Annotated in this window: 17 protein-coding genes; 4 read left to right on the top strand and 13 right to left on the bottom strand. The window is 67.5% G+C overall.

From position 1 onward, the window contains the following. Positions 1 to 3: 3 nt before the first annotated feature. Positions 4 to 534 carry a hydrolase gene (locus Q9235_RS18690; RefSeq protein ID WP_306223297.1) on the bottom strand — a complete coding sequence of 177 codons (531 nt, stop codon included), beginning with the start codon at positions 532 to 534 and terminating at the stop codon, positions 4 to 6. A gap of 131 nt (positions 535 to 665) precedes the next feature. Between Q9235_RS18690 and Q9235_RS18695 the strand changes: the two genes are divergently transcribed. After that, positions 666 to 1,112: a MarR family winged helix-turn-helix transcriptional regulator gene (locus tag Q9235_RS18695; protein WP_306223298.1), complete on the top strand. Its 447-nt coding sequence runs from the start codon at positions 666 to 668 to the stop codon at positions 1,110 to 1,112. A gap of 118 nt (positions 1,113 to 1,230) precedes the next feature. After that, the gene (locus tag Q9235_RS18700) at positions 1,231 to 2,724 is read left to right on the top strand and encodes an MDR family MFS transporter (protein WP_306223299.1); all 1,494 of its coding nucleotides are present in this window, start codon (positions 1,231 to 1,233) and stop codon (positions 2,722 to 2,724) included. 58 nt (positions 2,725 to 2,782) lie between these two features. Here the strand turns inward: Q9235_RS18700 and dapD are convergent, their stop codons facing one another. The 6 genes from dapD to Q9235_RS18730 all read right to left on the bottom strand — a co-directional run bounded on the left by dapD (position 2,783) and on the right by Q9235_RS18730 (position 7,037). Next, positions 2,783 to 3,625, bottom strand: coding sequence for a 2,3,4,5-tetrahydropyridine-2,6-dicarboxylate N-succinyltransferase (gene dapD, locus Q9235_RS18705; RefSeq protein ID WP_306223300.1), 843 nt, complete (start codon positions 3,623 to 3,625; stop codon positions 2,783 to 2,785). A gap of 61 nt (positions 3,626 to 3,686) precedes the next feature. Then, positions 3,687 to 4,445 carry a precorrin-6A synthase (deacetylating) gene (cobF, locus tag Q9235_RS18710; RefSeq protein WP_306223301.1) on the bottom strand — a complete coding sequence of 253 codons (759 nt, stop codon included), beginning with the start codon at positions 4,443 to 4,445 and terminating at the stop codon, positions 3,687 to 3,689. Between the two features lie 52 nt (positions 4,446 to 4,497). Beyond that, positions 4,498 to 4,749: a hypothetical protein gene (locus Q9235_RS18715; RefSeq protein ID WP_306223302.1), complete on the bottom strand. Its 252-nt coding sequence runs from the start codon at positions 4,747 to 4,749 to the stop codon at positions 4,498 to 4,500. Positions 4,750 to 4,804: 55 nt separating this feature from the next. Next, entirely contained in the window at positions 4,805 to 5,089 is a 285-nt protein-coding gene (locus Q9235_RS18720; RefSeq protein WP_306223303.1) for a hypothetical protein, read from the bottom strand. A 158-nt stretch (positions 5,090 to 5,247) separates the two neighbouring features. Next, positions 5,248 to 6,027 (bottom strand): VOC family protein, encoded by a 780-nt coding sequence (locus Q9235_RS18725; RefSeq protein ID WP_306223304.1) that lies wholly within the window; start codon positions 6,025 to 6,027, stop codon positions 5,248 to 5,250. Positions 6,028 to 6,050: 23 nt separating this feature from the next. Continuing rightward, positions 6,051 to 7,037, bottom strand: coding sequence for a TRAP transporter substrate-binding protein (locus Q9235_RS18730; RefSeq protein WP_306223305.1), 987 nt, complete (start codon positions 7,035 to 7,037; stop codon positions 6,051 to 6,053). Between the two features lie 144 nt (positions 7,038 to 7,181). On the opposite strand from Q9235_RS18730, the gene Q9235_RS18735 reads away from it, so the two are divergent. Continuing rightward, positions 7,182 to 8,069: an aldose 1-epimerase family protein gene (locus Q9235_RS18735; RefSeq protein ID WP_306223306.1), complete on the top strand. Its 888-nt coding sequence runs from the start codon at positions 7,182 to 7,184 to the stop codon at positions 8,067 to 8,069. A gap of 4 nt (positions 8,070 to 8,073) precedes the next feature. Here Q9235_RS18735 and Q9235_RS18740 read toward each other — a convergent pair whose 3' ends face one another. The 6 genes from Q9235_RS18740 to Q9235_RS18765 all read right to left on the bottom strand — a co-directional run bounded on the left by Q9235_RS18740 (position 8,074) and on the right by Q9235_RS18765 (position 14,932). Then, the gene (locus Q9235_RS18740) at positions 8,074 to 9,663 is read right to left on the bottom strand and encodes an ABC transporter substrate-binding protein (protein ID WP_306223307.1); all 1,590 of its coding nucleotides are present in this window, start codon (positions 9,661 to 9,663) and stop codon (positions 8,074 to 8,076) included. Positions 9,664 to 9,734: 71 nt separating this feature from the next. Beyond that, positions 9,735 to 11,240 (bottom strand): serine hydrolase domain-containing protein, encoded by a 1,506-nt coding sequence (locus tag Q9235_RS18745; RefSeq protein WP_306223308.1) that lies wholly within the window; start codon positions 11,238 to 11,240, stop codon positions 9,735 to 9,737. Between the two features lie 11 nt (positions 11,241 to 11,251). Continuing rightward, the gene (locus Q9235_RS18750) at positions 11,252 to 12,412 is read right to left on the bottom strand and encodes an amidohydrolase (RefSeq protein WP_306223309.1); all 1,161 of its coding nucleotides are present in this window, start codon (positions 12,410 to 12,412) and stop codon (positions 11,252 to 11,254) included. A gap of 123 nt (positions 12,413 to 12,535) precedes the next feature. Further along, the gene (locus Q9235_RS18755; protein ID WP_306223310.1) at positions 12,536 to 12,751 is read right to left on the bottom strand and encodes a hypothetical protein; all 216 of its coding nucleotides are present in this window, start codon (positions 12,749 to 12,751) and stop codon (positions 12,536 to 12,538) included. A gap of 93 nt (positions 12,752 to 12,844) precedes the next feature. Continuing rightward, positions 12,845 to 13,585, bottom strand: coding sequence for a M48 family metallopeptidase (locus tag Q9235_RS18760; protein ID WP_306223311.1), 741 nt, complete (start codon positions 13,583 to 13,585; stop codon positions 12,845 to 12,847). A gap of 42 nt (positions 13,586 to 13,627) precedes the next feature. After that, positions 13,628 to 14,932, bottom strand: coding sequence for a polyhydroxyalkanoate depolymerase (locus tag Q9235_RS18765; protein ID WP_306223312.1), 1,305 nt, complete (start codon positions 14,930 to 14,932; stop codon positions 13,628 to 13,630). 284 nt (positions 14,933 to 15,216) lie between these two features. On the opposite strand from Q9235_RS18765, the gene Q9235_RS18770 reads away from it, so the two are divergent. Then, the gene (locus Q9235_RS18770; protein WP_306223313.1) at positions 15,217 to 16,569 is read left to right on the top strand and encodes an ActS/PrrB/RegB family redox-sensitive histidine kinase; all 1,353 of its coding nucleotides are present in this window, start codon (positions 15,217 to 15,219) and stop codon (positions 16,567 to 16,569) included. Positions 16,570 to 16,639 lie beyond the last annotated feature (70 nt).

Below are 16,639 nucleotides of genomic sequence, written 5' to 3' on the forward strand. Positions count from 1 at the left end.
GATCTAGCGGATCAGCTTCGAGACCGTCCGGAACTGCGGATGCTCGGCGCTGCGCAGCCATTCAAACAGCACCATCTCGGTGGTGACGATCTCGGCGCCATGGCTCGCCATGCGCTGCAACGCGATCTCGCGCGATTGCGGCACGCGCGAGCCGATCGCATCGGCAACCACCACGACGCGGCGGCGATGCTCGAGCAGGGTCAACACGGTCTGGCCGACACAGACATGCGCCTCGCAGCCGCAGACCACCAGTTCGCGATCTCCCGCCACGGCCTCCAGGAAGGCGGGCTCCGCGCAAGCGTCGAAACTCATCTTGGTGATGGCCGGCGCGACCTCCGCCAGGGCCGGCACTGTCGCGCCGAGTCCGCGCGGATATTGCTCGGTGAGGACGGCGGGCACGCCGAGCAGGCGCGCTGCGTCGGCAAGGCGCCCGGCATTGAGCAGGACCGTCTCGCCGTCATGGATCGCCGGCATCAGCTTCGCCTGGAAGTCGATGACCACCAGCATGGCATGTTTCGCGGCGAGCAGCGGCATGATCGGCCTTTCCTTCTGGCGCCGTCAGGGAGCCTTGTTAGCGCTTCGCGGCGCCGCTCCGTCAACCGGCATGGCATCTCTTCGGACGAGCTTGGCTTGACTTGCCTAACGGCAGTCAACATGCAGACAACATGGACGGCAAACCGATCGTTCCCTTCGCGACGACGCTGCATGTGCGCGACCATTGCCTGTGCCTGTATGTGCAGCGCGCGGCGCGGGCGCTGGCGCGCCGTTTCGACGAGGCGCTGCGGCCGCTCGGGCTGACCAATGGCCAGTTCTCGCTGATGATGGCCCTGAACCGCCCGGTACCGGCGACGTTCGGACCGGTGGCCGAGCTTCTGGCGATGGACCGCACGACCCTCACCGCCGCGCTGAAGCCACTGCAGCGACGCGGCCTGGTGAATATCGCGGTCGATCCGGCCGATCGTCGCGGCCGCTTGCTGACGCTGACGGAAGACGGCATGGCGCTGCTCGCTTCGGCTGTGCCGATCTGGCAGCGGACGCATGAGGCCATCGAGGCCACCATGCCTGATGCTGCGCCGGAAACCTTGCGCAAGACACTGCGCAGCCTGGGCTGAGCTGCGGCAGCCTGTCCCGCCCGCGCCGCAGAGCCGCCCCGCCAACGTGTCTCTGGCGCATGGCGCACCACGCGACTACCCTCCGGCTATTCCGTAGACGCAAGCAAGAACACAGTTCATGGACAAGCGGCTCGACATTCCAGCCCAGGCCGCGGCCATGACGCCCGCGGATATTCGGTCGGTCCTGATCGGCGTCATGCTGGCGATGTTCCTCGCCGCGCTCGACCAGACCATCGTCGCGACCGCGCTGCCGACGATCGGCCGCGATCTCAACGACGTCACGCATCTCTCGTGGATCGTCACGATCTATCTGCTGGCCTCGACGGCGGTGACGCCGCTCTACGGCAAGCTAGCCGATATCCATGGACGGCGGGTGACGCTGCTCGCCGGCATCGTCGTCTTCGTGATCGGCTCGATCGCCTGCGCGCTGGCGCCCTCGCTCTGGCTGCTCGTCCTCGCGCGCTTCGTGCAGGGGCTCGGCGGCGGCGGATTGATCGCGCTGGCCCAGACCATCGTCGGCGACATGGTGCCGCCCAAGGAACGCGGGCGCTATCAGGTCTATTTCGCCAGCGTCTTCATGTCCTCCTCACTGCTCGGCCCGGTGCTCGGCGGCTTCCTCGCGGAAAAGCTGCACTGGTCGGTGATCTTCTGGATCAACCTGCCGCTCGGGCTCGGCGCCTACTGGATGTCGAATGCGGCGCTGAAGCGGCTGCCGCGCCATGAGCGGCCGCACAAGCTCGACGTGCTCGGCGCGATCCTGATGACGCTGGCGACGGTGTCGCTGCTGCTCGCCCTGTCCTGGGGCGGCACGGCCTATCCCTGGCGGTCCCTGCCGATCGCCAGCCTCGTCGCGGCCTCGCTCGTACTCTGGATGCTGTTCGCCTGGCGCCTACGCCGGGCGGCCGAGCCGTTGATCCCGCTCGACCTCTTCGGCAACGGCGTTGTCAGGCGCGGGACGGTGGCGGCCGGCTTCGGCATGGGCACCTTCATCGGCCTCACCATCTATCTGCCGCTCTATTTCGAGACGGTGATGGGCCTGAGCGCCACCCAATCCGGCCTCGGCCTGCTGCCCTTGACCTGCGGCACCGTCATCGGCGCGACCAGCTCCGGCCGGGCGATGTCGCAGCTCACCCATTACAAGCGCGTGCCATTGGCCGGGCTCTTCGTCGCGATGACGGGTACAGCCGTGCTCGCCGCCTTTTCCGGCCGGATCCCGCTCCTGCCCTTCAGCGTCATCCTCGCCGTGGTCAGCATCGGCTTCGGCACGCTGCTGCCCGTCGCGACCGTGTCGATCCAGAATGCCGTGCAGGCGCATCAGCTCGGCACGGTGACGGCGGTGGCCAATTTCTTCCGCCAGATCGGCGGGGCACTGATCGTCGCGGTGTTCGGCGCGATCGTGCTCGGCGGCGTCGGGAGCGCGGGCGCACAGCTCTCGCCCGAGGCACTGAAGCTCGGCACCGTCGACCGCGAGACCATGGTCGTGCTGTTCCGCTATGTCTTCGGCGCCGCGAGCCTCGGCTTCGCGCTCGCCTGGCTGTCGCTGGCGCGGATGCAGGAACTGCCGCTGCGTGGCCGCGCCGTCGAGGCGGCCAAGGCGATCGGCGGCGAGTAAGCGCTGGCTTCCGAAATGCCCGGGCCAAGCCCGGGCATGACGTGAAGCGACCGAGCTATCAGTCGCGCAGAAGCTCGTTGATGCCGGTCTTGGAGCGCGTCTGCGCATCGACCGTCTTGACGATGACGGCGCAGGAGAGCGCCGGGCCCGGCGTGCCATCCGGGAAGGGTTTTCCGGGCAGCGAGCCCGGCACGACCACCGAATAGGGCGGCACCTTGCCGACATGGACCTGGCCGGTGGCGCGGTCGACGATCTTGGTCGAGGCCGAGATGAAGACGCCCATCGAGAGCACCGAGCCCTCACCGACGATCACGCCCTCGACCACCTCGGAGCGGGCGCCGATGAAGCAGTTATCCTCGATGATGGTCGGGTTGGCCTGCAGCGGCTCCAGCACGCCGCCGATGCCGACGCCGCCCGAGAGATGCACGTTCTTGCCGATCTGCGCGCAGGAGCCGACCGTCGCCCAGGTATCGACCATGGTGCCTGTGTCGACATAGGCGCCGATATTGACGAAGGACGGCATCAGCACGACGCCCGAGGCGATGAAGGAGCCCTTGCGTGCCGCAGCCGGCGGCACGACGCGGAAGCCGGCGGCGCGGAAGCGGTTCTCGCCCCAGCCCTCGAACTTCGAGGGCACCTTGTCCCAGAACACGGCCTCGCCCGGACCATTCGCCATGATGACGTTGTCGGCGAGGCGGAAGGAAAGCAGCACCGCCTTCTTCAGCCACTGATGGACGATCCAATCCGCGCCCTGCTTCTCGGCGACGCGGGCCTGGCCGGCATCGAGCATCTCGATGGCCTGCTCGACCGCCTCGCGCACGGCGCCTTTGGTCTGGACGCCGATCTCGGCCCGGTTTTCCCAGGCGGCGTCGATGGTCTGGTTGAGATCGGCGAGGGACATCAGGTGGCTCCGGCGCTTCCAGAAAGATCGGGGCGAGCGATGGCGGATGCAGGCGGCTGCGTCAAGCCGGACGGCGGCGCAGCAGGTAGGTATCCATGATCCAGCCATGCCGGGCGCGGGCCGCGGCCCTGACCTCGGCGATCTCGGGGGCGAGCTCGGCGAGCGGGCCTGCGCGCAGGATTTCGTCGGGCGTGCCGAGATAGGCGCCCCACCAGATATCGAGCCCGGCGGGATCGATCTTGCCGAAGGTCTGCTCGCCGTCGAGCATGACGACCACGCTGTCCTGATCGGCGGGGAAGCCCGCCGCCAGCCGGCGGCCGGTGGTGATCAGGATCGGCGCGCCGATCGTGTTGAGGGGTATGCGGTGGCGCGCGGCCAGGACCTGGACGCTGCTGATGCCGGGATAGACCTGCCAATCGAGGTCGAGGCCGGAGGCGGCAACGCGCTCCATGATGCGCAAGGTGGAATCATAGAGAGCGGGGTCGCCCCAGACGAGCAGCGCGCCGGTCTGGCCTTCCCGCAATTCCGCCTCGAACAGGGTGCGGTAGCGCGCGGCGATGCGCTCGTGCCAGTCGTCGACGACGCCGTGATAGTCGCTGCCGGCCTCGGCCCGGCGCGGGATTTCGACCGGAACCGTGCGGTAGTTCGCGTTGCGGATGAAGCGGGCGCAGATCGCCTCGCGCAGGGCCCGAAGCGCAGCCTTCTCCTCGCCCTTGTCGGGGATGAACAGGATATCGGCGCGGTTCAACGCCGCGATCGCCTCGATCGTCATGTGGTCGGGATTGCCGGCCCCGATGCCGATGATGAGAATGTTGCGCATGCCGCCCCGCCGTTGGCGGCGGCTTAGCACGGCCGGCGCACGGAACGCGAGATCAGGCCCGGCCGAGCACGGCCATGCTGGCGAGATCGGGCTGCAATGCAGGCGTCGCGTTCAGGGCCAGCGCCGCCTGAAGCGCCTCCAGATCCGCCTGGAGGCGCGGATGCCAGCCGCAAGGGCATGGCTGGTCACCGCAATGAGCATCCGCCACCTCTCTGTAGACAGAACCGACCGCTGCCGCCGCCAGCTCGATCAGGGCGAGCGGCGGGAGGCGAGTATCGCGGAGCGCGGCGCAAAAGGCTGTCATGACCGCTTCCCGGATCTCGGTACGGGCGGTCTCCAGCGATTCGGCGCTCCCCGGATCAGGCTGCACGTTCGATGCCCTTGATGGCGGCATGGAGGCGGTGCTGTGGCCCCTGAATGGGTTTGGGTCCCTGCTCAGGCAAGGTGACCGCAAGCAGCTCCACGAGGCGCTGCATATGCGGCGGCAGCGCGGCATCGGCGTCGAGATCGCCCGGCCCCTTGGCCAATGCGAGCGCCCGGCGCAATTCAGGCCGGCTCGCGCCGGTGCGAACGATCTCGCGAATGATGATCTCGTCGATGCGGCCGATCGCGGCTGCGACATCGACCTCGGTGACTCCACCCATTCGACCCCTCCGTCGGCTGATTCACTGATCGCGAGGGAGAGATAGGCGCACCGATGATTCTATGCAAGATATTGTTATTACTACATAAATAGAACTATTTTAAGGTAACGGGCCACTCTCGTCCGCGAGCGTGACCGCATCGTGACGGCGCCCTGCGCCTAGAGGTCGCGGACGATCTCCAGACGGGCGCCATGCGCTAGGCCTTCGTCCAGGCGGGCATCCTCCGGGCCGTAGAAGGAGACGGCATAGGCGCCCTGCCCGCGGCGGACGAGGTGCTCACTGAGGCTGGCCGCGGCGGGACCGCGCGGCTCCGTCAGGGACAGTGTCTGCCGGGCGATGCGGAACTGAACGATGCCGAAGCCGAGGCCGGGAACACCGCCCAGCGCGACCGACTCCTGCCCGAGCAGGGCGCGATAGCGCGCGATCGAAGTCGCAAGGTCCTGCACCGCCACGGTGATGCCGGCGACCCCGGTCACGCCATTGGCATGGCGGCGGACCGGTCCCTCGGGAACGCGCAGGCTGCGGGCGGTGACATCGGTGCAGAGGAAGGGGATGTCGGGCTCGGGCGGGCGGGCCGAGCGCCACGCGATGCTGGTGCCGTCGGGCTTGAGCCGGCCGCCATCGATCGGGCCGTCCATGACGATGCCGGCGGCCCGCGCACGGGCGAGATCGGCGTCGAGATCATCCGGCAGCACGGCATAGTCTACGAGGCCAGGACCGGCACGGTCGAGCACCTGCCACCAGCGATATCCGGGCAGCGGACGCGGGAAGGCGATGATTTCGAGATAGGCACCATCCTCGAACACGACCAGCGCATTGCGCGAGCCGCGCGGATGCTCGCCGCCCGGCAGCACGGTGAAGCCGAGCGTCGTGTAGTCGCGGATGGCGGCGTCGAGATCGGCGACGGCGATGACGATATGGTCGATCGAAAGCGGCATGGTCATCGTCCTTGATGCTGGCTTCACGCGCTCTGCGCGATGGCTTCGATGCCCGACATGCCGCCGAGCTGCGGCGCAAAACTCTCCCAGACCTTGCGCGCGCCGTCCTGCCAGCCCTGGCGGTTCTCGGCCGGTATCACCTTGCCGCCTTCGGCCGTGGCGCGCGCCATCGAGGCTTCCTCGTCGGCCCGCATCAATTCGTCGAAATGGGCGATGCCTTCACGGACCGCTGCCGTCAGCGCCTCGCGATCCTGTTGCGTCAGCGCCTTCCAGAAGGGCGCCGCGAACATCACGACGCCGCTCGCCCAGATATGGCCGGTCTCGATCAGCACCGGCACGACCTCGTGCAGGCGGAAACCGACATAGGCCGACTTGGTCAGGTCCATGCAGTCGACCACGCCGGTCTTCAGCGCGTTATAGGTCTCGGGGATCGGGATCGGCGTGGGATGGGCGCCGAAGCCCGACCAGAGCGCGGTGTGCAGCGGGCTCTGGATCACGCGGATGCGCTTGCCCTTGACCGACGCGGGGGTGGTCAGCGGCTCCTTCGCCAGGAGGTGGCGGGCACCATAGTTGATGAAGCCCGGCACGACGAAGCCCTGCGCCTCGTAGAGTCTCCTGAGCTCAGTGCCGAGCGGCCCGGCCAGGGCCCGCGCGAGATGGTCGCGGTCGCGGAACAGGAAAGGCAAGTCGAGAATCTGCCCGGTCGGAACCCAACTCGAAAGCGAGGACACCGTCGAGAGGGCCGCCTGGATCGAGCCGAGGCGGAGGCCCTCGGCCACCTCCTTCTCGCCGCCGAGCGCGGCATTGGGCACGATCCGAAGGTCGAAACGTCCGGGCGCCGTGCGGTTGAGGATCTCGGCGATGTGCCGCCAGATCCTCGTCTCCGGCTTGTCCTCGCCCAAAAGCGAGGCGACGGTCACGGGTCGGCCGGCGGCGAATGCCAGACTGCCCTTCAGGATGGCGGGCGTCGTGAGCGAACCGGCGGCGAACTGACGGCGGGTGATCAGCAAGACTTGCCTCCTTCGGCATCGCTAGCGGAATCGCGCGAAACGCGCCCCGCTGCAAGAGGCCGACGCATCTGAAGACATGCGACGCATCCGGAAAGCGCAGTGGATTTCGCCAGCGCCGATCGGTTATCGGGACAGGAGCCGCCGATGGAGACGATGATGAGCGAGACCCATGAGATTGCCTCCGACCGGCTGCTTGCGACCGTGGGGGCACAAGGCGGCGAACTGATCGCGCTCTCCGATGCGAACGGGCCTGCGCTCTGGAATGGCGGGCCGGACTGGCCACGCCATGCGCCGGTGCTGTTTCCGATCGTCGGGCGGCTGACTGACGACACGCTGATCCATCAAGGACGCTCCTATCGCCTGACCCAGCACGGCTTCGCACGCGACAGCCTGTTCACCTGGGTCGAGCGCACAAGGGACCGGGCAGTGCTGGAACTCCGGGAGAGCCCGGAGACGCTGGCGATCTATCCGTTCCGGTTCGTGTTGCAGATGATCTACGCGGTCGCGGGCGATACGCTGACCGTGACCTCGCGGGTGAGCAATCCGGCCGATGTCCCGCTGATCTGCGGCGTCGGCGCGCATCCAGCCTTCCTCTGGCCGTTGAGCGAGGGTGTCGCGAAGGAAGCGCATCGCCTGACCTTCCCGCAACCCGAGCCGGGCCAGGGACTCGGCGTCGAGGCCGGCCTGCTCACCGCACCGATTCCCCTGCCCTTCGCGGGGACGGACCTGCCGCTCGACGGCAGCCTGTTCGTCAACGACGCGATCGTGATCCCGGATACGGCGAACCGCTCGGTGCGCTTCGCCGCGCTGGATGCATCAGGGCGGGAGAGCCGCGCCCTGACAGTGAGCTGGGAAGGCTACAAGGACCTCGGCATCTGGTCGAAGCCAACAGGCGCACCGTTCCTCTGCATCGAGCCCTGGTACGGCATGGCGAGCCCTGCCGGCTGGCAGGGCGACATCGCGGAGAAGCCCGGCATCCTCAAATTGGCGCCGGGCGAGAGCCGCGATTTCGTATGGCGCGCGACGCTTTAGCGCCTCACTTCTTCTCGACGTTCCAGAACAGCATCACCGGTGCCGCCAACACGCCGGAGACATTGGTGCGCCTTGCATAGGGCTGATCGTACTGACCGAGCACGCGATAGGGCTGCATCTCGGCGAGACGCTTGTGCAAGGCCTCAAGCGCAAGCTTGCGGCCGGCATCGTCGGGCGCATCGATGAAGGCGCCGCGCAGCTTCTCGGCTTCCGCATCGCAGGGCCAGCCCGACCAAGCGCGCTCGCATGCCATGTTGGTGCCGATATTGGTCAGCGGCGACTGCATCGTCGCGCCTGACGCCGTCGTGACGAAGAGGTTCCAACCGCCCTGCTCGGACGTACCCTTGTTCTGCTGGCGCGTGGTGACGGTGCCCCAATCGGCGACCTGCAGATCGATATTGAAACCGACCTTCCTGAGCGAGGCGGCCGCGACCTCCGCCATGCGGCCGATCGGCGCAATATCGTTGCTGGTCGAAAGCACGAGCTTCTCGCCCTTGTAGCCACTCTCCTTCAGCAGCGCGCGCGCCTTGTCGAGATCGGGCTTGGCGTAGCCTTCCGTGCCTGCTTCCGTGCCGTTCGGGCCGCCACAGATGAAATAGGAGGCACAGCGCTTCCACCATTCCTCGTCGCCGAAGCCGGCCGAGAGGAAATCGGCCTGGTCGGTGGCATAGGCGAGAGCCAGACGCGCCTTCGGGTTGTCGAAGGGCGGGTGGAGATGGTTCGGCCGCAGCATCGCCTGATTGGCGAGGTTGGCGTAGCGGTCGACCTTGACCTGGCTGTTGGTCGCGATGACCGGGATCAGGTCCTGGCTCGGCTGCTCCCAGATGTCGATCTCGCCGGTCTGGAGCGCAGCAGCAGCGGTCGCGGCATCCGGCATGATCTGCCACTCGACGCGGTCGACCTTGACGACGCGCCCGCCGGCGAGCCCGTCGGCCGGCTCGGAGCGCGGGACATAGTCTGGATTGCGGTCGTAGACGACCTTCGAGCCGCTGCGCCATTCCTCGCGGTTGAACTTGAACGGGCCGGAGCCGATCGTCTCGGTGATCGGCTTCATCGGGTCGGATTTGGCGTCGGACTCGCGCATGATCACCGGGATCTGGCCGACCGCCGAGCCGAGCGCGAAGGGCACCAGCGCCATCGGCCGCTTCAGCTTGAGGCGGAAGGTGGCATCGTCCACCGCCTCCATGCCGTCGGTATATTCCGCAAGCTTGCCGCCGATCGTGTCGCGCTTCATCCAGCGGCCGAGCGAGGCGATGACGTCCCTGGTCGTCACCGGCTGGCCATCATGGAATTTCAGGCCGGGGCGGAGCTTGAAGGTCCAGGTCAGCTTGTCGGCCGAGGTCTCGAAGCTCTCGACCATCTGCGGCTTCGGCTGGAGGTTCGAATCCCAGGCGAAGAGCGTCTCGTAGATCATCAGCCCATGCATGCGGGTGATGACGATGGAGGCGGCGACCGGATCGAGCGTCTTGAGGTCCGCATGCGGCGCGACGCGCAGGACGCGATTCGAGGCCGGCTGCGACTGCGAAGAGGCCGGCAGCGGCAGGAACGCTGCCGCCGATAGCAGCAGCGCGGCGGTGAAACGGGACAGTTGCATCAGGCGTTCTCCTCCTTCGTCACCGGCCCTGCGGCACCGCCCCTCCGCGGAGCCGCCTCAGCCGGCGCGTTTCATGCTCGTTTCATCTGCAAGATCCTTGCCCGGTGGCCGGCCACCCGCAAGCTTCCTTCCGCATCGAGCCAGAGGCAGGGGCGCGCAAGCCAGGGGCCGTGCTGGTGGCGAGCAAGCGCGCGGCCGTTCGGCAGCGGCGTCAGTTGCGAGACCGTTCCGCCGGAAGGCCAGGGCAGCAGTGCAGTGCCGTCGGCCCGAATCTCGATCTCCGTGCCGAAATGCGGGTCGCGCCAGCGCCCGATCAAGCGCGCATCAAGCGGGGTATCGGCCGGCACCCGCGCGAGCGAGCGCCGCACGCCGCCGATCAGGCCGGTGAGACGGTCCTGCCCTTCCTGTTTCAGGCGGATGTCGAGATAGGCCGGCAAGCTGCGCAGACCGCCGTCGCCATCGGTGATCAGACGCTCGAAGCCGCCCATGTAGCTGATCGAATCCGCAGCGAGCTCGGCCCAGAACGGCCCCTCGTCGCTGGCGAACAGGCCGACCGGCGCGTTTGCGATCGTCGGCAGCTCCTGTTCGAGCAGGGTCGCCAGCACGGTCAGGGCTGGCCAGAGCGCCTCTTCCTCGCGATTGCTCAGCACGACGACGCCGACGCCATGGGCCGGCGACATCCAGAAATGGTTGCGGTAGCCGGCGAGCGAACCGCCATGGCCGACGATCGTGGTCTCGCCGAGCCGGCTGGCGACGAGGCCGAGCCGATAGACGCTTTCGCTACCGTCAGCGAAATGGCGCGGCGCGGTCAGGCGCTCCAGCATGCCGGCGAGCGGGCCGCGCCCCGCCAGCAGGGCCGAAGCCCAGCCGGCGAGATCGGCGGCGGAACCCACGAGTCCGCCCGATGCGGAGAAATGCGGGCCGTTATGGCCGCGCCGCCAGTCCGTCCCGTCATTCCAGTAGCCGGTGGCGAGGCCGGGGACGATCTCCGAGCCGTCATAGGGCAGACGGAAGGCAAGGCCGAGCTCACCGGAGAGTTCCGCGACGGTGTCCTTGTAGGGCTTGCCGGTGACCTGCTCGAGGATGCGCTGGCCAAGCCGCCAGCCGGTGTTGGAGTAGGCCATCTCAGTGCCGGGCTCGGCACTCAGCGAGGGCAAGCGGCAGGCGAGCGCAAAGACCTCTTCCGCGCTCAATGTCGCGGTGAAGGGCAAGCCCTGCTGCCAGAAGCACTCCATCATGTCCGGCAGGGCACCGGTCATGTCGAGGGCACGACCGAACTCGACCGCGGCGAGCGGCGCCGGCAGGTCCTTCAGCCAATGGCCGAGCGGGGCATCGAGCGGGATGCCGGCGCGGAGCAACGCGACCGCCAGGACATGCTTGCTGATCGAAGCGAAGCGGTTCGGCGTCTGCGGCGTGAAGGGCACGCCGTATTCGATGCTGGCGAGGCCGCCGGCAAAGCTCTCGCGCACGCCGTCGCGGTCGAAGAGCACGACGGCGCCGCCCGGCCCCGCCGCGCGCTGCCAGCTCGCAACGATTTCCTGCGCGCGGGTCGCGGCGCGGGTCCAGTTCACGGTCATGTCACGCTCCCTCAAGCCTGCGGGCGGGCTTCGCCGAGCAGATTGCGCAGCGCCCGCATGAAGACGCGCGCGCCGGGGCCGATCGCATCGTCCGGGAAATCGAAATCCGGGTTGTGCAGATGCGCGGTCTCGCCCGAGCCGAGCAGGAACATCGCAGATTTGGAGCGGCGCCCGAACAGGCCGAAATCCTCCGAGCCGCGCGAGGGCGGCGTCGGACCATGCGGCACCTTCTCCTCGTCCATCGCCCGGCGCAGCATCGCGACGGCCTCCGGCTCGTTCTCGCAGTGGTGGAAGATGTCGTGATAGCTGATCTCGACGGTCAAACGACCGGCCTCGGCAGCCTCGCGGGCCAGCGTCTCGGCGGCTTCGCAGAGCGCGCCCATCTGCGCGTCGTTGACGGTGCGCAGCGTCGCCCAGAGCTCGCCATGGCCCGGCGCGATGCCGAAGGCCTGCTCGCCGATCTCGACATGAGTCACGGTCACCAGCCGGAAGTTGGCGTCGAGCGGGCCGCCCGGTCCGAGCGCGGTCAGCGTCGGGATCAGCGTCGCGATGGCCGGGGCCGGCGAGCGGCCATGCTCCGGCGTCGAGGCATGCGAGGTTTCGCCGGTCAGGATGATCTTGATGCCGCGCGAGGCGCAGTTGGCGGCGCCTTCCGAGATGCGGGCATGGCCGACCGGCACACCCGGGCGGTTATGCAGGGAGAAGGCGTAATCCGGCACGATCTCCTCGAATTTCGGATCGGCCATCACGGCGGCAGCGCCAGCGCCGGTCTCCTCGGCCGGCTGGAACAGCAGGATGGCACGGCCCTTCTTCGGCGGATTGCGCTGCAAGCCGCGCGCCAGGCCGGCGAGGATGGTCATATGGCCGTCATGGCCGCAGAGATGGCCCTTGCCGGGGATTTCGGAGCGGTGGTCGCTGTCGGAAAGCTCCTCGATCGGCAGCGCATCGAGCTCGGCGCGGATCAGAACCGTCGGGCCGGGCTCGACGCCCTCGTAGATCGCGGCGACCCCATGGCCGCCGAGTTCGGTGACGATACGATCCGGCCCGGTCGGCTTGAGGAATTCGACGATGGTCGCAGCCGTCTCGCGTTCCTCGCCGGAGATTTCAGGACGGCGATGCAGCCGATGCCGGAGATCGACGAGATCGACCATGTCGCTGTTGGTCAAGAACACGGATAAAGCCTCCCAGGCGCAGGAATGGCCGGCGGATCACCGGCTCTTGCCCGGAAAGGTTCGACACTTCAGCCGCTTCGGCAACCCGCGTCATCGCCGGGGGCGGCATGCGCGAAGACCGGGTCAGTTGCCGAGCTCGGCCTCGACCTCGGCGTCGAAGGCCTGAGCCAGCATGGCGCGGCAGGCCTCAGCCTGCTGGCGCGCCGAATCCAGCGCGATATGGGGGAGAATCTCGGCGAGATCGCGCAGGGCGAAATCGACGGCCGACATCAGGCCGAGCACCGGCTCGGCGGCGGCAGCCGGCTGTTGCGGCAAGCGGAACGCAATGACCTGACCCATAGGCATACTCACGCTGAAAGCGAATCGGCCTTCAGTGTGCGGGGCGAGCCTTCAGAAAGTGGTTAACGGCGGAATTGCGGCAGTGCGCCTGACTCAACCATAGCCGTGCAGGCTGGCGCCATGGCGCTTCAGCCAGGCTTCCGCCTCCTCAGTATGGGGGCAGAGCTTGTGGGTCAGCGCCCAGAAGCGGTGCGAGTGGTTCATCTCCTTGAGGTGGGCCACCTCATGGGCCGCGAGATAATCGAGCACCGGGGACGGCGCCAGGATCAGGCGCCATGAGAAGCTGAGGTCCCTTTGAGAGGAGCAGGAGCCCCAGCGGCTCGTGGTGTCGCGGATGGTGATCTTGCGGGCGGAGATGCCAAGCGTCGCGGTGTGGCGGCGGACCGCCTTCTCGATATCCTCGAGCGCGAGCTTCCGCAGGAAATCCCTGACCCGGCGCGCGACATGTGCGGCATCGCCGGCCACTGCGATGACCGGCGCGCCGTCGGCATCGCGTGTCGCCTGCGTCAGCCCACGCGCTTTCGACCAGTGGACGATGCGATGCGGCACACCACGCAGGGGAATGCTCTGGCCGGGCTCGAAGGGCACCGGGCGCGGGCGCTTGGCCATCCGCGCCGCGATCCAGCCGCCATGGTTCTCGGCGAAGGTGCGGCCCGCCGCGAAATCGGCCCTCTCGGGCAGGGTCAGCGTGATCTCGCCGGTCGCCTGCGAGACGCGCAACGTCATCCGCCGCGCGGCGGCGCGGCGCTTGACCAGAACGGCATAGCGCGTGCCGGCATGCACGACCTCGATCCGGTCGGGGTCCGGCTGGCGCCTGAACAGGGAGATGCGCATCGCCCGCGATTGTGCGGGATTCGCGGGCGATACGAAAGAGCCTTAGCCGACGACCTTGAGCGCCTTGCGCTGCTCCTTGGCGCTGTCGTCGCGGCGCTCCTTGGCCGCTTCCATGTCGAGGCTGACCATGAAGTCGGAGATGCGCGGCTGGATCTCGGCGCGGAAGCGCGAGCCGTTGAAGACGCCGTAATGGCCGACCTTCGGCTGGAGATAATGGACACGCTTGTCGGCGGGGATGTTGACGCAGAGATCATGCGCGGCCTGGGTCTGGCCGACGCCGGAGATGTCGTCCATCTCGCCTTCGACCGTCATCAGCGCGACGCGGCGGATCGCAGTGAGATCGACCGGCTTGTCGCGGTGCATCATCTCTCCCTTGGGCAGGGCATGCTGAACGAAGACGGTGTCGACGGTCTGGAGATAGAACTCGGCGGTCAGGTCCATCACCGCGAGGTACTCGTCGTAGAAATCGCGATGCTTCTCGGCGGAATCGCCGTCACCACTGACGAGATGCTTGAACATGTCGTAATGGGCGGTGACGTGGCGGTCGATATTCATCGCCATGAAACCCGAGAGCTGCATGAAGCCGGGATAGACCTGCCGGAAGGCGCCGAGGCTCGGGAACGGCACGACGGTGATGCAGTTGCGGCGGAACCAGTCCGTGCCGCGCTCCATCGCGAGCTGGTTGACGGCGGTCGGCGAGCGGCGGGTGTCGATCGGGCCACCCATCAGCGTCATCGAGCGCGGCGCGCACGGGTCGGATTCGGCCTCCATGCGGGCGATCGCGGCGATGACCGGCACCGACGGCTGGCAGATCGCCATGACATGGGTGTCCGGCCCCAGCATCTGGAGCATGCCGATGACGTAATCGATGTAATCGTCGAGGTCGAAACGGCCCTCGGAAAGCGGCACGAGGCGGGCATCGACCCAATCGGTGATGTAGACCTCATGGCCGGGCAGGAAAGCCTCGACCGTGCCGCGCAGCAGCGTGGCGTAATGGCCCGACATCGGCGCGACCAGCAGCACCTTCGGCTGTGGCTTGCGGCGGCTGGATGGAATCTTGCGGTCGAAATAGACCAGCTTGCAGAAGGGGCGCTCCCAGACGACACGCTCCTCCACGGCGACCTTGACGCCGTTGATCGTGGTCTCGTCGAGGCCGAAGGCCGGCTTGCCGTAGCGGCGCGTCATGCGCTCGAACAATTCGCAGGACGCAGCGACGCTGCGGCCGAGCGGCGTATAGGTCAGCGGATTGGCCGGGTTCTTGAAGGCCAGATGCATCGCATCCGAAACCCCACGCATCGGGCTCACCATCATGTGAACCGCTTCGTAGGCATGGTAGGCGAACGACATGGCAGCCCCGTACATACGATTGAACGTCCTTCCGGCGTCGCAACATGCGATGATGCGACGCAGCATCGCACCTTACGTTGATTTTGTTCTCATTCAACCCGGCTAAAGGATAAGATTTTCCTGCTATGATCGTCGCGCGTCCTATCTGACGCGATAACGATGATCTATCTCATTGTTATTGCATCGGATTGATCCGAAAAGTGGACTCCACTTCTCGGTCCGATGCCAATGTGGATGAGGCAGGCCAAACAACCGGTCGGCGCCGTTCAGGAGATCCCCAAAACGTGAGCTTTCCGGACCTTTCCGCCCCGGCTCTGGCCCGTTCCAGCCGCCATTTGCGCCTCGATACGCTGGTCCGTCTGCGCTGGCTCGCCATCGCCGGGCAGAGCCTCGCCGTTGCCGGTGTGCATTTCGGCCTCGGCTTTCCCCTGCCCTTCGGCTGGTGCTTCAGCGTCATCGCGGTCTCCGCCTGGCTCAATGTCGCGCTGCGCATCCGCTTTCCGCTGAGCCACCGCCTCAACGACAGGGCGGCGACGGCCCTGCTCGGCTTCGACATCGCCCAGCTCGCAGCTCTGCTCTACATGACCGGCGGGCTGCAGAATCCGTTCGCGATCCTGTTCCTGGCGCCGGTGATGATCTCGGCGACGGCCCTGCCGCCGCAGCGCACGCTGGTGCTTGGCCTGCTCGCGATGGGGCTCGCAACCCTGCTCAGCCGCTATCACCTGCCCTTGCCCTGGGCCGGGGACGATCGGCCGGTGCTGCCGGCCTTCTACCAGCTCGGCAACTGGGCAGCCCTCGTGCTCGGCCTCGCCTTCACCGGCATCTATGCCTGGCGCGTCGCCAAGGAGGCGCGCGACCTCTCCGACGCACTCGCCGCCACCGAGCTTGTTCTGGCGCGCGAGCAGCATCTGTCGCAGCTCGACGGCCTAGCCGCCGCGGCCGCCCATGAACTCGGCACGCCGCTCGGCACGATCGCGCTGGTCGCGCGCGAACTGACCCGCCTCGCCCCCCCCGAGGGCGAGATGGCCGAGGACATCGCCTTGCTGCGCGAACAGGTCGAACGCTGCCGCGGCATCCTCGGCAAATTGTCGAGTCTTCAGGACGAGGATGCCGGCCCGCTCGGCCAGCTCACCTTGCGCCTGCTGATCGAGGAAGCGGCCGGGCCGCAGCGGCCCTTCGGCACGCCCTTCGAGATCACCATGGCCGGCGAGAAGCCGGAGCCGGTCTGCCGCCGCAATCCCGGCATGATCTACGGCCTCGGCAATATCGTCGACAATGCCGTCGATTTCGCGCGCTCAACGGTGACGATCGCAGCGGAGTGGAGCCACAATCAGGTCGTGCTGGTGATTGCCGATGACGGGCCTGGCTTCCCCCCCAATGTACTGATGCGGGCAGGCGATCCCTATCTCTCACGCGGCTCCGGCGAAGGCCGCGCCGGCGGGGGTCTCGGGCTCGGGCTCTTCATCGCCAAGACGCTGCTCGAGCGAGGCGGCGCAACCCTGGAATTCTCGAACCGGCCGGTGCCGGCAAGCGGCGCCTCGATCCGGATCACCTGGTCCCGCGATGACTTCGAGGCCGATCTGCCTGTCGATGGGGGTACACAGGGCGAGAGATCCGCCTTACATGAGCCTGGTTGAGCAGCCGCGACCGGTCTGCCAACACACTGAAACCATTATGCGCGCGAGCCGCAGCGCGTGGAGAAGCGGC

It is taken from the genome of Bosea beijingensis, from assembly GCF_030758975.1.
GTDB lineage: Bacteria > Pseudomonadota > Alphaproteobacteria > Rhizobiales > Beijerinckiaceae > Allobosea > Allobosea beijingensis.

Coding starts and splice junctions, on each gene's coding strand:
- Q9235_RS18765 (WP_306223312.1), bottom strand. CDS start 14,932: ATGTCGTTCGCCTACCATGCCTACGAAGCGGTTCACATGATGGTGAGC.
- cobF (WP_306223301.1), bottom strand. CDS start 4,445: ATGCGCAACATTCTCATCATCGGCATCGGGGCCGGCAATCCCGACCAC.
- Q9235_RS18695 (WP_306223298.1), top strand. CDS start 666: ATGGACGGCAAACCGATCGTTCCCTTCGCGACGACGCTGCATGTGCGC.
- Q9235_RS18715 (WP_306223302.1), bottom strand. CDS start 4,749: ATGACAGCCTTTTGCGCCGCGCTCCGCGATACTCGCCTCCCGCCGCTC.
- Q9235_RS18740 (WP_306223307.1), bottom strand. CDS start 9,663: ATGCAACTGTCCCGTTTCACCGCCGCGCTGCTGCTATCGGCGGCAGCG.
- Q9235_RS18735 (WP_306223306.1), top strand. CDS start 7,182: ATGGAGACGATGATGAGCGAGACCCATGAGATTGCCTCCGACCGGCTG.
- Q9235_RS18720 (WP_306223303.1), bottom strand. CDS start 5,089: ATGGGTGGAGTCACCGAGGTCGATGTCGCAGCCGCGATCGGCCGCATC.
- Q9235_RS18745 (WP_306223308.1), bottom strand. CDS start 11,240: ATGACCGTGAACTGGACCCGCGCCGCGACCCGCGCGCAGGAAATCGTT.
- Q9235_RS18755 (WP_306223310.1), bottom strand. CDS start 12,751: ATGGGTCAGGTCATTGCGTTCCGCTTGCCGCAACAGCCGGCTGCCGCC.
- Q9235_RS18700 (WP_306223299.1), top strand. CDS start 1,231: ATGGACAAGCGGCTCGACATTCCAGCCCAGGCCGCGGCCATGACGCCC.
- Q9235_RS18760 (WP_306223311.1), bottom strand. CDS start 13,585: ATGCGCATCTCCCTGTTCAGGCGCCAGCCGGACCCCGACCGGATCGAG.
- dapD (WP_306223300.1), bottom strand. CDS start 3,625: ATGTCCCTCGCCGATCTCAACCAGACCATCGACGCCGCCTGGGAAAAC.
- Q9235_RS18725 (WP_306223304.1), bottom strand. CDS start 6,027: ATGCCGCTTTCGATCGACCATATCGTCATCGCCGTCGCCGATCTCGAC.
- Q9235_RS18690 (WP_306223297.1), bottom strand. CDS start 534: ATGCCGCTGCTCGCCGCGAAACATGCCATGCTGGTGGTCATCGACTTC.